The sequence below is a fragment of the Cupriavidus sp. IK-TO18 genome (assembly GCF_015549295.1).
In the GTDB taxonomy this organism is placed as follows: Bacteria; Pseudomonadota; Gammaproteobacteria; order Burkholderiales; family Burkholderiaceae; genus Cupriavidus; species Cupriavidus oxalaticus_A.
In genome coordinates, this window is sequence record NZ_JADGMP010000036.1 from 145,604 (window position 1) to 159,245 (window position 13,642).

Here is a 13,642-nt window from a genome sequence, read left to right on the forward strand (position 1 = left end):
GAGCTCGCGGCGGCCTTTTCCGCAGACATCACGACGGCGGGCTGATGGCGTAGAACGGACAACCCAGACAGGATTGAGGAGGCCATCATGACGCGACCGGTCTATAAGACGATGCTGGCGGCGATTGCGCTGCTGCTTGCCACCGGCGCCCATGCGGCGCCGTTGTCGGACAAGCCGGGTACCGCGATGGCGCCGGACAAGGATGCGCTGTTCCTGCGCGACGCGGCCGAGGCCGGCGCGCTGGAGATCGAGGCCAGCAAGCTGGCGCAGACACGCGCAAGCGGCGAAGCGGTCAAGACGTTTGCCGCGCAGATGATCCGCGACCATCAAGCCGCGGACGAGAAGCTGCGTCAGCTGGCGAGGAAACTCGGCATCCAGCTGCCGGCGTCGCCGCCCGAGGTAAAGAAGCAGGAACTGGAAAAACTCGGCAGGCTCAGCGGCGGCGCGTTCGATAGCGCCTACGCCCGCCAGTTCGGCGTCGATGCCCATCAGGAGGCGGTGGCGCTGTTCCGCAATGCCGCTGACGAAGCCAAGGACGACAGCGTCAAGGCATTCGCGCGGCAGACGCTGCCGACGCTGAACCACCACCTCGAGATGGCGCGGCAGCTGGCATCGCAGGCGAAGCAGTGAGCGGCGAAACACACGCGTCAATCAAACGCCAAACAAAAAGCCCCGGAATTTCCGGGGCTTTTTGCTGCTGCAAGGATGACCGGGGCTCAGGCGAAGTTCTTGCCGGCGAAGTCCCAGTTCACGACGTTCCAGAATGCCTCGACGTACTTCGGACGGGCATTGCGGTAGTCGATGTAGTAGGCGTGTTCCCACACGTCGCAGGTCAGCAGCGGCTTGGCATCGGTGGTCAGCGGCGTCGCGGCGTTGGAGGTGGACACCAGGTCCAGCGAGCCGTCGGCCTTCTTCACCAGCCAGGCCCAGCCCGAACCGAAGGTGCCGACGGCAACCTTGGTGAATTCTTCCTTGAACTTGTCGAACGAGCCCCACTTGGCGTTGATGGCATCAGCCAGCGCGCCGGTCGGCTGGCCGCCGCCGTTGGGCTTCAGCGAATCCCAGTAGAAGGTGTGGTTCCACACCTGGGCAGCGTTGTTGAAGATGCCGCCCGACGACTTCTTGACGATCTCTTCCAGGGTCGCGTTCTCGAACTCGGTGCCCTTGATGAGGTTGTTCAGGTTGGTGACGTAGGTCTGGTGGTGCTTGTCATGATGGAACTCCAGCGTCTCCTTGGAGATGTGCGGAGCCAGGGCATCATGCGCGTACGGAAGCGGGGGGAGCTTGTGTTCCATTGTTCTGTCTCTATGGGTTGGGGTTGTAGGGTCCGGAATTGCCGATTGTAGGGGACTTGGAATACCCGCGCAAACCGCAGGCCTATGCCCCTGCTTCGATGTTAGTTTGTCTGGCGGCGGGTTTCCGGGGCGATTGAGAAAGGCGCCGGTTTGCTCCCGTCTCCCGCTGAGGGGAGAGGGAGAACACCTTGCCTGGGCAAGCTCGGGCCGCTCGGGAGCACCCAAGACCACGCTTTTCTTCGTGCCTCAGAAATCGCCCAGCTTCGCCTGCACGCCGGCAATCGACAGGTCGGCCACGCCCTCGGCCAGATGCGCCTCGACCACGCTGCCCGGGCGGATCTCGGTGGGCGAGCGCAGCGCACGGCCGCGCTGGTCGAGCAGCACCGCGTAGCCGCGCTCGAGCGTGCGCTGCGGTGCCAGCAGCTCCAGCGCACCGGCGGCGCGCGCCAGGCGCTGTCCGGCGCGCTCGTGGCCGCGAGTGGCGGCGGCCTGCAGCCGCTGCCATAGCCGTGCCAGGTCCGCTTGTGCCGCGGCGGTGTCGGGGCGGCATGCGCTCCAGCGCATCGCCAGCACCTGCTGGCGATGCCGCTGCGACACCACGGTGTCGCGCAATGCCGACCGCAAGTGTCGGGCCAGATTGTCGACGCGCGCGCGGCGTTCCTGCAGCTGCGCCTGCGGGCTGCGCACGCGCCGCGCCAGCCAGTCCAGGTGCTGGGCGCGCAGGTCAAGCGCGCGGCGCATCGCCTGCGCCAGCGCGTCGCGGCCGCGCAGGGTCTGCGCCAGCAGGTGCGAGCGGTCGGGGCTGACCAGCTCGGCCGCGCCGGTCGGCGTGGGCGCGCGCACGTCGGCGACGAAATCGGCAATAGTGAAGTCGGTCTCGTGGCCGACGCCGGAAATCAGCGGCAGTGCGCAACGCGCGATCGCATGCGCCACCACCTCTTCATTGAACGACCACAGGTCCTCGATGCTGCCCCCGCCGCGGCACAGGATCAGCACATCGCAGTCGCGGCGCGCATCGGCCAGGTCGATCGCGTCGGCGATCTTCTGGGCCGCCCCGGCCCCCTGCACCGGTACCGGATAGACCACCACCGGCACATGCGGCGCGCGCCGGCGCAGCGTGGTCAGCACATCGCGCAAGGCGGCTGCCTGCAGCGAAGTGATAACGCCGATGGTGCGCGGGTGCGATGGCACCGCCCGCTTGCGCTCCGGTGCGAACAGGCCGGCCTGCGCCAGCTTTTCCTTCAGCCGCAGGAAGGCTTCGTAAAGGTTGCCCAGGCCGGCGCGGCGCATCGCCTCCACGCCGAGCTGCAGTTCGCCGCGCGCCTCGTACATCGTGACCACGGCGCGCACCTCGACCGCCTCGCCCTCGCGCGGCTGGAAGTCGACATGCTGGTTGCGGCCGCGGAACATCACGCAGCGGATCTGGGCACGCGCATCCTTGAGCGAGAAATACCAGTGGCCGCTGGCCGCGCGGGTGAAGTTGGAGATTTCTCCGCGTACCCAGGCCAGCGGGAAGCTGCGCTCCAGCAATCGGGCGATAGTGTGGTTTAGCTCACCGACAGGAATGACTTCGCGGCCACCGCGGGGGCTGGTGGAGGAAGCGTCACGCGAAAAGCTGGTCAGGTCGGGCATGGCGCACGCCGGTCAAGCGGCGTTGATGGGACATGTCCACAGCATAACTGGTCTGTCAAGGGGGTAGCAGTGATGGGCCGATGCTGCCCGGCGAGCCGCATCACTTCGTACAACTCTTTGATTTCTATGAGATTTATGATTGAAATAAAAATTAGGCAATATAACCAATTCTCTTTTGCATCAACCACTTAGCGGGCGCCAATGGGGCTTGTTCACAAAGTTATCCACAGGATCTCTGGATAAAACGCGCCGTTTACCCGACTTTTTCGCTGATTATTACCTCAAGCGTGGCCGGCATCACGCTGCGGGGCGGCGTAGGCGGCATGTCAAGCCATGCGCCCGCACTGCACCATGTGGAACGTCGAATAGCGAGGCGCCGCCTATTTTTTAGGCAGTGAGCAACGACCCTAATGAAATCAATGGGTTAGCCCACCTCTCCAGACTTTATCCACAGGCCATCCACAATTCTCTCCCTGCCGGGTGTGGAAAAGCTCGGGTATACCCATGCATCGCACCATCGGGCGGTCGTGCAGCACATCAGGAAGCATTTGCCTATTTTTTCAGCAATCACATGCCAGGCTTTTAAAATCAAGGACTTAGGTGGATTCTCCGACACCTGTCCACAACCGCTCCACAATTCTGTCCCGCAATGGTGTGGATGACCGCGTCACATCGTGCGCGATCGCACCGACAAGGGATGCAGCAGCAGCAAACACGCCTTTCTCCGGTGTGCGGCAAGCGTCGCGAGCGCCCGGGACGGACCTGCTTAATTTTTAAGCAGATCCACGCTTCCTTTTGCGAATCAAGCACTTGCATCGCTTGTCCGGCGGCTTTCCACAATCGATCCACAATTCTGTCCCTGCGCCCTGTGGAAAGTCGCCGCCAACATCGGCCGGCACCGATGCGCGCCCGAGACAGCCGGCCCGGCCGTCGCTTGCCGCGCGGCAGGCCGCGGGGTAGAGTTGCGCCTGATTTTTCAGAGCAATGCCGGAGTGCGCTGCCTGCTGACGCGCCTCAAGGCATGCCGACCAGCTGGTTGGGGTTTCTTTATTGGGTTGTCGATCCCGGGGGTCCAATTGTTTTCCATCATTCAAGCGGCCGGCTGGCCGATCTGGCCGCTGTTGCTGGCCTCGGTCCTCGCGCTGGCGCTGGTCGTCGAACGCTTCCTGTCGCTCAAGCGCAGCAAGGTGCTGCCGCCGCGGCTCTATGACGAAGCGCTGGCCGCTGCGCAGCAGCGCCGCGCCACGCCGGAAGTGGTCAACACGATCGAACAGAATTCGCCGCTCGGCCGCGTGCTGGCCGCCGGCCTGCGCCACGTGGTGCTGCAGCCGCACACCTCGCGCGACGCCGCCAAGGATGTGGTCGAGGAAGCCGGCCGTGCGGTCGCGCATGAGCTGGAGCGCTACCTGAACGCACTCGGCACGATCGCCTCGGTGGCGCCGCTGATGGGGCTGCTGGGCACCGTGATCGGCATGATCGAGATCTTCGGCAGCCAGGGCGGCACCGGCGCCAACCCGGAGCAGCTGGCGCACGGCATCTCGGTGGCGCTGTACAACACCGCCTTCGGCCTGATCGTGGCGATCCCGGCGCTGATCTTCTGGCGCTACTTCCGCCGCCGCGTTGACGACTACGTGGCCGAGCTGGAATTCCGCGCCACCGCGTTCCTGGACGCGATCCTGCCGCAGCGCCGTAGCTGATCACGGACCCGCCACGCCATGCGATTCCGTTCCCGCCAGCGGCGCGAAGAGCCGGAGATCAACCTGATCCCGCTGATCGACGTGCTGCTCGTGATCCTGATCTTCCTGATGATCACGACCACGTACTCGCGCTATACCGAGCTGCAGATTCAGCTGCCCACCGCCGACGCCGAGCGCGCCCAGCAGCGGCCGCAGGAAATCGTGGTGTCGGTGTCGTCGCGCGGGGTCTACTCGATCAACAAGAAAGTGCTGGAGCAGAAAGACGTTACCAGCCTCGCCGACCAGCTGCGCGCCGCGTCCGGCCCCGCCGGCGCCGGGGGATCCGGCAATGGCCAGCCGCCGGTGGTGATCGTCAACGCCGACGCGCAGGCCAGCCACCAGGCGGTGGTCAACGTGATGGAAGCCGCGCGGCTGGCCGGGCTGTCGCGCCTGACCTTCGCCACGCAGAGCTCGCAGCCGCGCTGAGCTCCGGCATCGTCGTTGCCCCGCGGAAGCGGGGAACGGCGGCCTTGCCTGCGGGCGCGAAGCCAGCCTGGCCGGGCTTGCCCCATGCGCTGCGCAGTGCCCATAATGGGTGAATCCGCCGGTCCTTGCCGATCCTCCCTTTCGGTCCCTTCCAGTCCCTTTGGGTCCCTTTTCGGGGGCGCGGGATCCCGGGCGCACTACAATCCCATCCCATCCACGACCTGAACGACTCGCCGCGTCCATGCCCGCTCCCCGCCATGCCCTCGCCGACTTCGTGACCGCCCAGTGGCAGCGCCGCGGCTGGTTTGCCTGGGTCATGCTGCCGTTCTCGCTGCTGTTCGGGCTGGTCGCCCGCGTGCGCCGGCACGGCTACCGGCGTGGCTGGTTCAAGTCCACGCGGCTGCCGATGCCGGTGGTGGTGGTGGGCAACGTGACCGTGGGCGGCACCGGCAAGACGCCGGCGGTGATCGCGCTGGCCCACGCGCTGACCGAGGCCGGCCTGCGTCCCGGCGTGGTGTCGCGCGGCTATGGCGTCGAGCTCAAGCATCCGCGCCGGGTCAAGCCGACCTCGCAGGCCAGCGACGTCGGCGACGAGCCGCTGCTGATCGCGCGCGCCACCGACGTGCCGGTGTGGGTGTTCCCGGACCGCGCGCTGTGCGCGCAGACCATGCTGGTGTCGCACCCCGGCGTCAACGTGCTGCTGCTCGACGACGGCCTGCAGCACTACAAGCTGCAGCGCGATTTCGAGATCGTGATGTTCGACACGCGCATGGGCGGCAACGGCCTGATGCTGCCGGCCGGCCCGCTGCGCGAGCCGCTGACGCGCCCGCGCGACGCCACGCTGATCAATGATCCCAACTTCCGCGCCACGCCCGACCGCCCCGGCGTCTACGGCATGCGGCTGGAGCTGGAAGACGCCTGGCAGCTGAACGACCCGACCATGGCGCGGCCCGTTGCCGCCTTTGCCGGGCGGCGCGTGCTGGCCGCGGCCGGCATCGGCAACCCCGAGCGCTTCTTCGCCAGCCTGCGCGGCGCCGGTCTGTCGCCGAAGACGCTGCCGCTGCCCGACCACTATGACTTTGCCGAAGACCCGTTCACCGGCAACGCCGACGCGCTCGATGCCGACGTGATCCTGATCACCGAGAAGGATGCCGTAAAATGCGAGCGCTTCGACGACCCGCGCATCTGGGTCGTGCCTACCAGGCCGGTGATCGACGCTGGCCTGATCGACAAAATCCGCAGCGCCGTGCTGGCGCATATCAACACCGCACCGACCGCGCAGTCGGCGGCGGCCACGTCCGGCGGCGCCGGGCGCAACGAGGAACACCGAGATGGACAACCGGCTGCTTGAAATCCTGGTCTGCCCGCTGTGCAAGGGCAAGCTGGAATACGACCGCGCCGCGCAGGAACTGATCTGCCACGCCGACAAGCTCGCATACCCGATCCGCGACGGCATCCCGGTGATGCTCGCCGACGAAGCGCGCCAGTCGGTGCCGGGCCGTGCCATCGACCCCGACGCGCCGGTGAATGGCAACTGAGCGCCACCGCGGGCAACTGAAGCTAACCAAGCCAGCACCATGACCGTTCCGGCCTTCACCGTCGTCATCCCCGCGCGGCTCGCTTCGACCCGCCTGCCCGACAAGCCGCTGGCCGAAATCGGCGGGCGCCCGATGGTCGTGCGCGTGGCCGAACGCGCCCATGCCTCGTCCGCCCGGCGCACCGTGGTCGCCACCGACGCCCCGTCCGTGGCGCAGGTCTGCGCGGACCACGGCATCGAAGCCGTGCTGACCCGCGCCGACCACCCCACCGGCACCGACCGCCTGGCCGAAGTGGCAACGCAACTCGGCCTGCCCGACGACGCCATCGTGGTCAACGTGCAAGGCGACGAGCCGCTGATCGACCCCACGCTGATCGACGAGGTGGCGCTGCACCTGTCGCGCCACGCCGACTGCGCCATCGCCACCGCGGCCCACCCGCTGCACGATATCGCCGAGGTCTTCAATCCCAACGTGGTCAAGGTCGTGTGCGACGCCGCCGGACGCGCGCTGTATTTCTCGCGCGCGCCGATCCCGTGGGCGCGCGACGCGTGGGCGGGTGTGCCGGCCGTGCCCGCCGCGATGGCTCTGGTCCCGCTGCCGGCCATGCCGGTGCTGCGCCATATCGGCCTGTACGCCTATCGCGCCGGCTTCCTGCGGCGCTTCCCGACCCTGGCCGCCGCGCCGCTCGAGCAGACCGAGGCGCTGGAGCAACTGCGCGCAATGTGGCATGGCGAGCGCATCGCCGTGGTGGAAACCGCTGCCGCCCCGGCGCCCGGCGTCGACACCCCGGCCGACCTGGAGCGCGTGCGCGCGCTGTGGGCCGAGTCGATGGCGCAGGACGGGCCCTGATCGCCACCCCACCCTGATCGACAACCTGGGCGCCAGCCACTCCGGCCAGCCGCCCGCTCAGGTTCAAACTGCTGCAACCTGAACCGGGGGGCGGATTTCAGGCCGAATCGGCGCCGCCTCATGGCATAATGCTTGCCGATACAGAGCCGCCCCGGCTGTGCGCCAACGCGCCGCCGGCCAAGGCTCGGTGGGGAGATAAAGATAGAGCCCGACTGGTGCGCCGCGCCGCCATCCCCCTGGCAGCCGCCGCCGGACGTCCGCGTGGGCATGATGTGCCTGCGCCAAATGCCGTCAGTATCCGAACAAGACAGCTAGTAAGTCTTGCGTCAAGTTGCGGCATTACCCTCCTTCTGATCTCCCGCCACACCAGATTCAAAACTCTGAGGACCCGTAAATGCGTTTGATCCTGTTGGGCGCACCCGGCGCCGGCAAAGGCACGCAAGCCAAGTTCATCTGCGAGAAGTTCGCCATTCCGCAAATTTCCACCGGCGACATGCTGCGCGCGGCGGTGAAGGCCGGCACCCCCCTGGGCGTGGAAGCCAAGAAGGTCATGGACGCGGGCGGACTGGTGTCGGATGACATCATCATCGGCCTGGTGAAAGACCGGCTGAAGCAGGACGACTGCAAGAACGGCTACCTGTTCGACGGCTTCCCGCGCACCATCCCGCAGGCCGAAGCCATGAAGGAAGCCGGCGTGGCAATCGACTACGTGCTGGAAATCGACGTCCCGTTCGATGCCATCATCGAGCGCATGAGCGGCCGGCGCGTCCACGTGGCCTCGGGCCGCACCTACCACGTCAAGTACAACCCGCCGAAGGCCGAAGGCATCGACGACGAAACCGGCGAAGCGCTGATCCAGCGCGACGACGACAAGGAAGAGACGGTCAAGAAGCGCCTGGACGTCTACTCCCAGCAAACCCGCCCGCTGGTCGACTACTACTCGGACTGGGCCGCCAAGGGCGACCCCAGCGCCAAGGTAGCGCCGCCGAAGTACCGCAAGATCTCCGGCGTCGGCAACGTCGACGAGATCACCGCGCAAGTGTTTGACGCACTGAAGTAAGCCAGACAATACAACGCAAAAAGCGGCCCAAGGGCCGCTTTTTCTTTGGGGCTGCGCGCTGCGCAGCCGCAGGCGTTCCTACATTGAACCGTGCATATCAAATATCCACCAGATATCAGCACGGGCCAAACCCCCTTGCACAACAACCTCCACCCCGTACAATAGTTGACGTTTACGTAAACGGAAATCAACCCCAAAAGGAGACACCGCAAAATGCAAATCAAAGACAACGTCTTCATCATCACCGGCGGCGCCTCCGGCCTGGGCGCCGGCACGGCAAAAATGCTGGCTGAAGCCGGCGCCAAAGTCATCATCGCGGACCTCAACGAGCAAACCGGCCAATCCCTCGCCACCGAACTGAACGGCCAGTTCATCCGCTGCGACGTCACCTCCGAAGCCGACGGCCAGGCCGTGGTCGCCGCCGCCCAGGCACTGGGCCGCCTGTCGGGCCTGATCAACTGCGCCGGCATCGCCACCGCCAACAAGACGGTAGGCAAGAACGGCCCGCATCCGCTGGATGCCTTCGACAAGACCATCCGCATCAACCTGATCGGCACCTTCAACATGATCCGCCTGGCCGCCGCCGCCATGGTCCAGAACACTCCCGACAGCGAAGGCGAGCGCGGCGTGATCATCAACACCGCCTCGGTGGCGGCCTTCGACGGCCAGATCGGCCAGGCCGCCTATGCCGCCTCCAAGGGCGGCGTGGTCGCCATGACCCTGGCCATCGCCCGCGACCTGTCCCGCGACGGTGTCCGCTGCATGACCATCGCCCCGGGCATCTTTGAAACGCCCATGCTGCTCGGCATGCCGCAGGAAGTGCAGGACGCCCTCGGCAGGATGGTTCCGTTCCCCCCGCGCCTGGGCCGTCCGGCGGAGTACGCCAAGCTGGCCCGCGCGATCATCGAAAACACGATGCTGAACGGCGAAGTGATCCGTCTCGACGGCGCGATCCGGATGCAGCCGAAGTAATCAAGCGCCGGCGCTCAGGCCGCTGCGCCCATCGCGGGCGCCTCGACGCGCAGCGTCAGGCGCCGCACCAGCGCCCACACCGCCGCCGCGGCGGGCGACAGCGAGCGGTCCTCGCGCCGGACCATGACGATGCTGCGCTCCTCGCGCGGCACCAGCGGCCGCCACACCAGCGGCGATGCGGCGGGCAGCGGCAGCGAGAAAGAGGGCAGCACGGAGGCGCCAATGCCGGCCTCGACCATGCCGAACACGCTGGCCGAGTGCCCGAGTTCCTGCACCACCTGCGGCGCCACGCCGTGGCGGCCGAAGATGCGGTCGATCAGCGGCCGGCTGCCCGAGGCAAAGTCCAGCAGCACCAGCCGCATGCCATGCAGCGCCGACCACGGCACCGTGGCCGACTGCGCCAGCGGATGGTCGCGCCGGCAGACAAAGCAGAACGGGTCGGTTGCCACCGGCTCCACCGCCAGCCCTTCGCGCACCAGCGGATCGATCAGCACGCCGAAATCGACTGCGCCGGCGCGGACCTGCTCGAGGCCGTCGGCCTGTACGTTGTCGCGCACAATCAGCCGGATATCGGGGTATTGCGCGGCGCAGGCGGCGACATACATCGGCATCAGCCGCGCGGAAATGGTTGGAGCTCCAGCTATTACGACACGGCCGCGATAGCGTTCGCCTAACTGCCTCGTTTCTTCGAGGGTGTCGTCGAGCTGCCCCAGCAGCCGCTCCAGCGCCGGCACCAGCGCATGGCCGGCATCGGTCAGCACCACCTCACGCGTAGTGCGGTCGAGCAGCTTGACGCCAAGTGCCTCTTCCAGCTCTGCGACGCCGCGGCTGACCGCCGGCTGGGTCAGTCCCACCACCTCCGCGGCGCGGCTGAAACCGCCGCTGCCGGCCACCGCGAGGAAGACGCGCAGCTGGCGCAGTGTGTAATTCATGCAACGACCGGATAAATAGATTCTATAAATGAATTTGCATTCTAGACCCGGCTGGCGTCCAATACTAGGCAAAACCCTAACCAACCGCAGTCATGTCTCGTCTTTTTGCCAAGCTCAAGAAACTTTATGACCTGATCGACGGCTTCGTCCTCGTCATGCTGACCGCCATCGCCATCGCCCTGGCGGCCCCGGAGATCGGCACCGGCAAGGGCCCGCTGCACTTGGGCCTGGTCACCAGCGTGGGCGTGGCACTGGTCTTCTTCCTGCATGGCGCGGCACTGTCGCGCGACAAGCTGGTGTCTGGCGCCAAGAACTGGCGCCTGCATGTGTTCGTGCAGTCGTTCACCTACGTGGTCTTTCCGGTGGTCGGCGCGCTGCTGATGCTGGCCCTGCACAACACGCTGCCGGCGGACCTGCTGCTGGGTGTGTTCTTCCTGTGCGCGCTGCCTTCGACGGTGTCGTCGTCGGTGGCCATGACCTCGATGGCGCGCGGCAACGTGTCGGGCGCGATCTTCAATGCCACCATCTCGGGCCTGATCGGCATGCTGGTCACGCCGGTGCTGATGGGGCTGGTGATCAGCGCCAGCGGCGCCTCGATGCCGCTGGGCAAGGCGCTCACCGGCGTGGCGCTGCAGCTGCTGCTGCCGTTCGCGCTGGGCCAGCTGCTGCGCCCGCTGATCGGCAACTGGCTGGCGAAGAAGAAGCAGATCACCACCAAGATCGACCGCGGCGTGATCGTGCTGATCGTCTATTCATCGTTCTGCGATGCCACCGCACAGGGCCTGTGGCACCAGTATGAGTGGCAGACCATTGGCGCGGTGATGCTGATCGCCGCGGTGCTGCTGTTCGTGGTGCTGGGCTTCACCACGCTGACCGCCCGCCGCATGGGTTTCTCGGTCGAGGACGAGATCACCGCGGTGTTCTGCGGCTCGAAGAAGAGCCTGGCCAACGGCATCCCGATGGCAAAGATCCTGTTTGCCGGGCATCCCGCGCTGGGGCTGCTGGTGCTGCCGCTGATGGTCTATCACCAGCTGCAGCTCATTGTCTGCTCGGTGATCGCGGCGCGCTACGCCAACCGGGATGCGCTGCTGGAGGATCGCGCGGCGGCGCGGGCGTAAGATGGCGCAGTCGTAAAAAAACCGGGGCATGCCCCGGTTTTCTTCGTCCATCCCGGTCACACCGACGGGTTCTTCGACAACGGCGGATTCTTCGCGAAGTAGGCCTTGATCCCGCGCAGGATGGCATTGGCCAGCTGTTCCTGGTGCGCGCTGTCGTTGAGCTTGCGCTCCTCCGCCGGGTTGCTGATAAACGCGGTTTCGATCAGGATCGACGGGATGTCCGGCGCCTTCAGCACCGCAAACCCGGCCTGTTCCACGTGCGCCTTGTGCAGCCGGTTGATGCCGCCGATCTCGCCCAGCACGGACTTGCCGACCTGCAGGCTGTCGTTGATCTGCGCGGTGGTGGACAGGTCCAGCAGCACGCGCGCGACCTGCGCATCCTTGTTGCCCATGTTGGCGCCGCCGATCAGGTCGGAGGCGTTTTCCTTGTTGGCCAGCCAGCGCGCCGCGGTGCTGGAGGCGCCGCGCTCGGACAGCGCGAATACCGAAGCACCATTGGCTTCCGGCGACAGGAAGGCATCGGCGTGGATCGACACGAACAGGTCGGCCTGCACCCGGCGCGCCTTCTGCACGCGCACGTTCAGCGGCACGAAGAAATCGGCATCGCGCGTCATCATCGCGCGCATATTGGGCTGGGCGTCGATCTTGGCGCGCAGCCGGTGCGCGATCTGCAGGACCACGTCCTTCTCGCGCGAACCAGCGGCGCCGATCGCGCCGGGGTCTTCGCCGCCGTGGCCCGGATCGAGCGCCACCGTCAGCAGGCGGCGCATCTTGAACGGGCGCTCGGCAGTCGGGTTGTCGCGCGCGACGGGCGGCACCACGGGGGCATCGGGCTTCGGCACCACCGGCGCAGACGGCTTGGGTCGGGTGGCAACCACCGGCGGCGGCGGCGCGGTGGTGGCCGGCACTTCGCCCTTCTCGTCGAACTTGCGCACCAGCGCGCCGATGGCATCTTCCTCGGCACCGGCCGGGGCGCCGGCGATGCTGTCCGGACCCGGGGCCGGGTCCGAGGTGGCGAAGCGGCGCTGCTTGTCCTCGGTGTCGCGCACCAGTTTCCACAGCGGGTCGGGCGGGTTGACCGGGTACAGGTCGAACACCAGCCGGTTGCGGTAGCTGCCGATCGGCAGCAACGTGAACACCTGGGGCGCCACGTTCTCCTTCAGGTCGAACACCATCCGCACCACGCGCGGGCGGTTCTGGCCGACGCGCACGGTCTGGATATACGGGTCGTTGGGCGTGATCTTGGCCACCAGCTCGCGCAGCGTGGGCGACAGGTCCAGGCCATCGATATCCACCACCAGCCTGTCCGGATCGCGAATCATCTGGTGCACCGCGGACAGCGGCGCGTCGGATTCGATGGTGACGCGGGTGTAGTCCTCGGCCGGCCATACGCGCACCGCGACGATGCCGGCGCCGAACGCGATCTGCGGACCGGCAAGCGTCAGCACGGCAGTGCCCGCGCCCAGCTTCAGCGCCTGCGCCATCCATTTGCGGCGCGCCTGCAGCAGGCCGTCGGGTCCATCGGGGCGGTCGGTGGCTAGTCGCTTGATCAGCATGCGTTCAGCAGGGTAAGTCCAGTGGGAGTATAGGCGCGCAAGGTCGCGATGCGCCGCTCGCCGGCGTCGCCGGCGAGCATTTCGCTGTCGGCCGGCCGTGCCGTGTCCGATTGGAGCAACACGTGCAGGTCGGGTTCCCCCAGCAGGCGCCCCGCCTTCTCCGGCCATTCGACCAGGTTAAAGGCCAGTTCGGCGAAACAGTCGCGGAAACCCGCATCGATCCACTCCTCCGGATCGGCGAAGCGGTACAGGTCGAAGTGGTAGACCGTCAGCGGCGACCCGTCGGCGCGGGCCACCTCGTAGGGCTCGCACAGCGTGTAGGTGGGGCTGCGGACCTTGCCGGCATGGCCGAGCGCGCGCAGCACCGCGCGCGACAGCGTGGTCTTGCCGGCGCCGAGGTCGCCGGACAGCTGCACATGCACCGCGCGCGGCGGCATGGCCTGCACGGTGGCGGCCAGCGCGGCGCCCAGGCGCGCGGTGGCGGCTTCGTCGGGCAGCGTCAGGGTGCGTTCTTCGAGCAAGGGCATT

At 66.9% G+C, this 13,642-nt stretch carries 14 protein-coding genes; 9 read left to right on the top strand and 5 right to left on the bottom strand.

From position 1 onward, the window contains the following. Window positions 1-87 precede the first annotated feature (87 nt). Window positions 88-630: a DUF4142 domain-containing protein gene (locus IPF36_RS29165; protein WP_135704588.1), complete on the top strand. Its 543-nt coding sequence runs from the start codon at window positions 88-90 to the stop codon at window positions 628-630. Window positions 631-716: 86 nt separating this feature from the next. Here the strand turns inward: IPF36_RS29165 and sodB are convergent, their stop codons facing one another. Together sodB and xseA are read right to left on the bottom strand one after the other, a co-directional pair. Then, window positions 717-1,295: a superoxide dismutase [Fe] gene (gene sodB / locus IPF36_RS29170; RefSeq protein WP_133093854.1), complete on the bottom strand. Its 579-nt coding sequence runs from the start codon at window positions 1,293-1,295 to the stop codon at window positions 717-719. 246 nt (window positions 1,296-1,541) lie between these two features. Then, window positions 1,542-2,927, bottom strand: a complete 1,386-nt coding sequence (gene xseA, locus IPF36_RS29175; RefSeq protein ID WP_135704586.1) for an exodeoxyribonuclease VII large subunit — start codon at window positions 2,925-2,927, stop codon at window positions 1,542-1,544. Window positions 2,928-4,003: 1,076 nt separating this feature from the next. On the opposite strand from xseA, the gene IPF36_RS29180 reads away from it, so the two are divergent. The 7 genes from IPF36_RS29180 to IPF36_RS29210 all read left to right on the top strand — a co-directional run bounded on the left by IPF36_RS29180 (window position 4,004) and on the right by IPF36_RS29210 (window position 9,508). Further along, window positions 4,004-4,624 (top strand): MotA/TolQ/ExbB proton channel family protein, encoded by a 621-nt coding sequence (locus IPF36_RS29180; protein ID WP_133093852.1) that lies wholly within the window; start codon window positions 4,004-4,006, stop codon window positions 4,622-4,624. Between the two features lie 18 nt (window positions 4,625-4,642). After that, the gene (locus IPF36_RS29185; RefSeq protein WP_133093851.1) at window positions 4,643-5,089 is read left to right on the top strand and encodes a biopolymer transporter ExbD; all 447 of its coding nucleotides are present in this window, start codon (window positions 4,643-4,645) and stop codon (window positions 5,087-5,089) included. Window positions 5,090-5,330: 241 nt separating this feature from the next. Beyond that, window positions 5,331-6,440 carry a tetraacyldisaccharide 4'-kinase gene (gene lpxK / locus IPF36_RS29190; RefSeq protein WP_133093850.1) on the top strand — a complete coding sequence of 370 codons (1,110 nt, stop codon included), beginning with the start codon at window positions 5,331-5,333 and terminating at the stop codon, window positions 6,438-6,440. After that, window positions 6,421-6,627 (top strand): Trm112 family protein, encoded by a 207-nt coding sequence (locus IPF36_RS29195; RefSeq protein ID WP_133093849.1) that lies wholly within the window; start codon window positions 6,421-6,423, stop codon window positions 6,625-6,627. Before lpxK ends, IPF36_RS29195 begins: the two co-directional genes overlap by 20 nt. A gap of 39 nt (window positions 6,628-6,666) precedes the next feature. Further along, window positions 6,667-7,476: a 3-deoxy-manno-octulosonate cytidylyltransferase gene (gene kdsB / locus IPF36_RS29200; protein WP_195431731.1), complete on the top strand. Its 810-nt coding sequence runs from the start codon at window positions 6,667-6,669 to the stop codon at window positions 7,474-7,476. 394 nt (window positions 7,477-7,870) lie between these two features. Then, complete coding sequence (gene adk, locus IPF36_RS29205; protein ID WP_133093847.1) at window positions 7,871-8,536, top strand: adenylate kinase; 666 nt, start codon at window positions 7,871-7,873, stop codon at window positions 8,534-8,536. Window positions 8,537-8,749: 213 nt separating this feature from the next. Next, window positions 8,750-9,508: a 3-hydroxyacyl-CoA dehydrogenase gene (locus IPF36_RS29210; RefSeq protein ID WP_133093846.1), complete on the top strand. Its 759-nt coding sequence runs from the start codon at window positions 8,750-8,752 to the stop codon at window positions 9,506-9,508. Between the two features lie 14 nt (window positions 9,509-9,522). On the opposite strand, the gene IPF36_RS29215 is transcribed toward IPF36_RS29210, so the two are convergent. Beyond that, the gene (locus IPF36_RS29215) at window positions 9,523-10,440 is read right to left on the bottom strand and encodes a LysR family transcriptional regulator (RefSeq protein ID WP_133093845.1); all 918 of its coding nucleotides are present in this window, start codon (window positions 10,438-10,440) and stop codon (window positions 9,523-9,525) included. 92 nt (window positions 10,441-10,532) lie between these two features. Between IPF36_RS29215 and IPF36_RS29220 the strand changes: the two genes are divergently transcribed. Next, the gene (locus tag IPF36_RS29220) at window positions 10,533-11,558 is read left to right on the top strand and encodes a bile acid:sodium symporter family protein (RefSeq protein ID WP_133093844.1); all 1,026 of its coding nucleotides are present in this window, start codon (window positions 10,533-10,535) and stop codon (window positions 11,556-11,558) included. A gap of 56 nt (window positions 11,559-11,614) precedes the next feature. On the opposite strand, the gene IPF36_RS29225 is transcribed toward IPF36_RS29220, so the two are convergent. Both IPF36_RS29225 and tsaE read right to left on the bottom strand, forming a co-directional pair. Next, a complete protein-coding gene (locus IPF36_RS29225; RefSeq protein ID WP_133093843.1) occupies window positions 11,615-13,114 on the bottom strand; it encodes an N-acetylmuramoyl-L-alanine amidase in 1,500 nt (499 codons plus the stop codon). After that, a complete protein-coding gene (gene tsaE / locus IPF36_RS29230) occupies window positions 13,108-13,641 on the bottom strand; it encodes a tRNA (adenosine(37)-N6)-threonylcarbamoyltransferase complex ATPase subunit type 1 TsaE (protein WP_195431740.1) in 534 nt (177 codons plus the stop codon). Before tsaE ends, IPF36_RS29225 begins: the two co-directional genes overlap by 7 nt. Window position 13,642 lies beyond the last annotated feature (1 nt).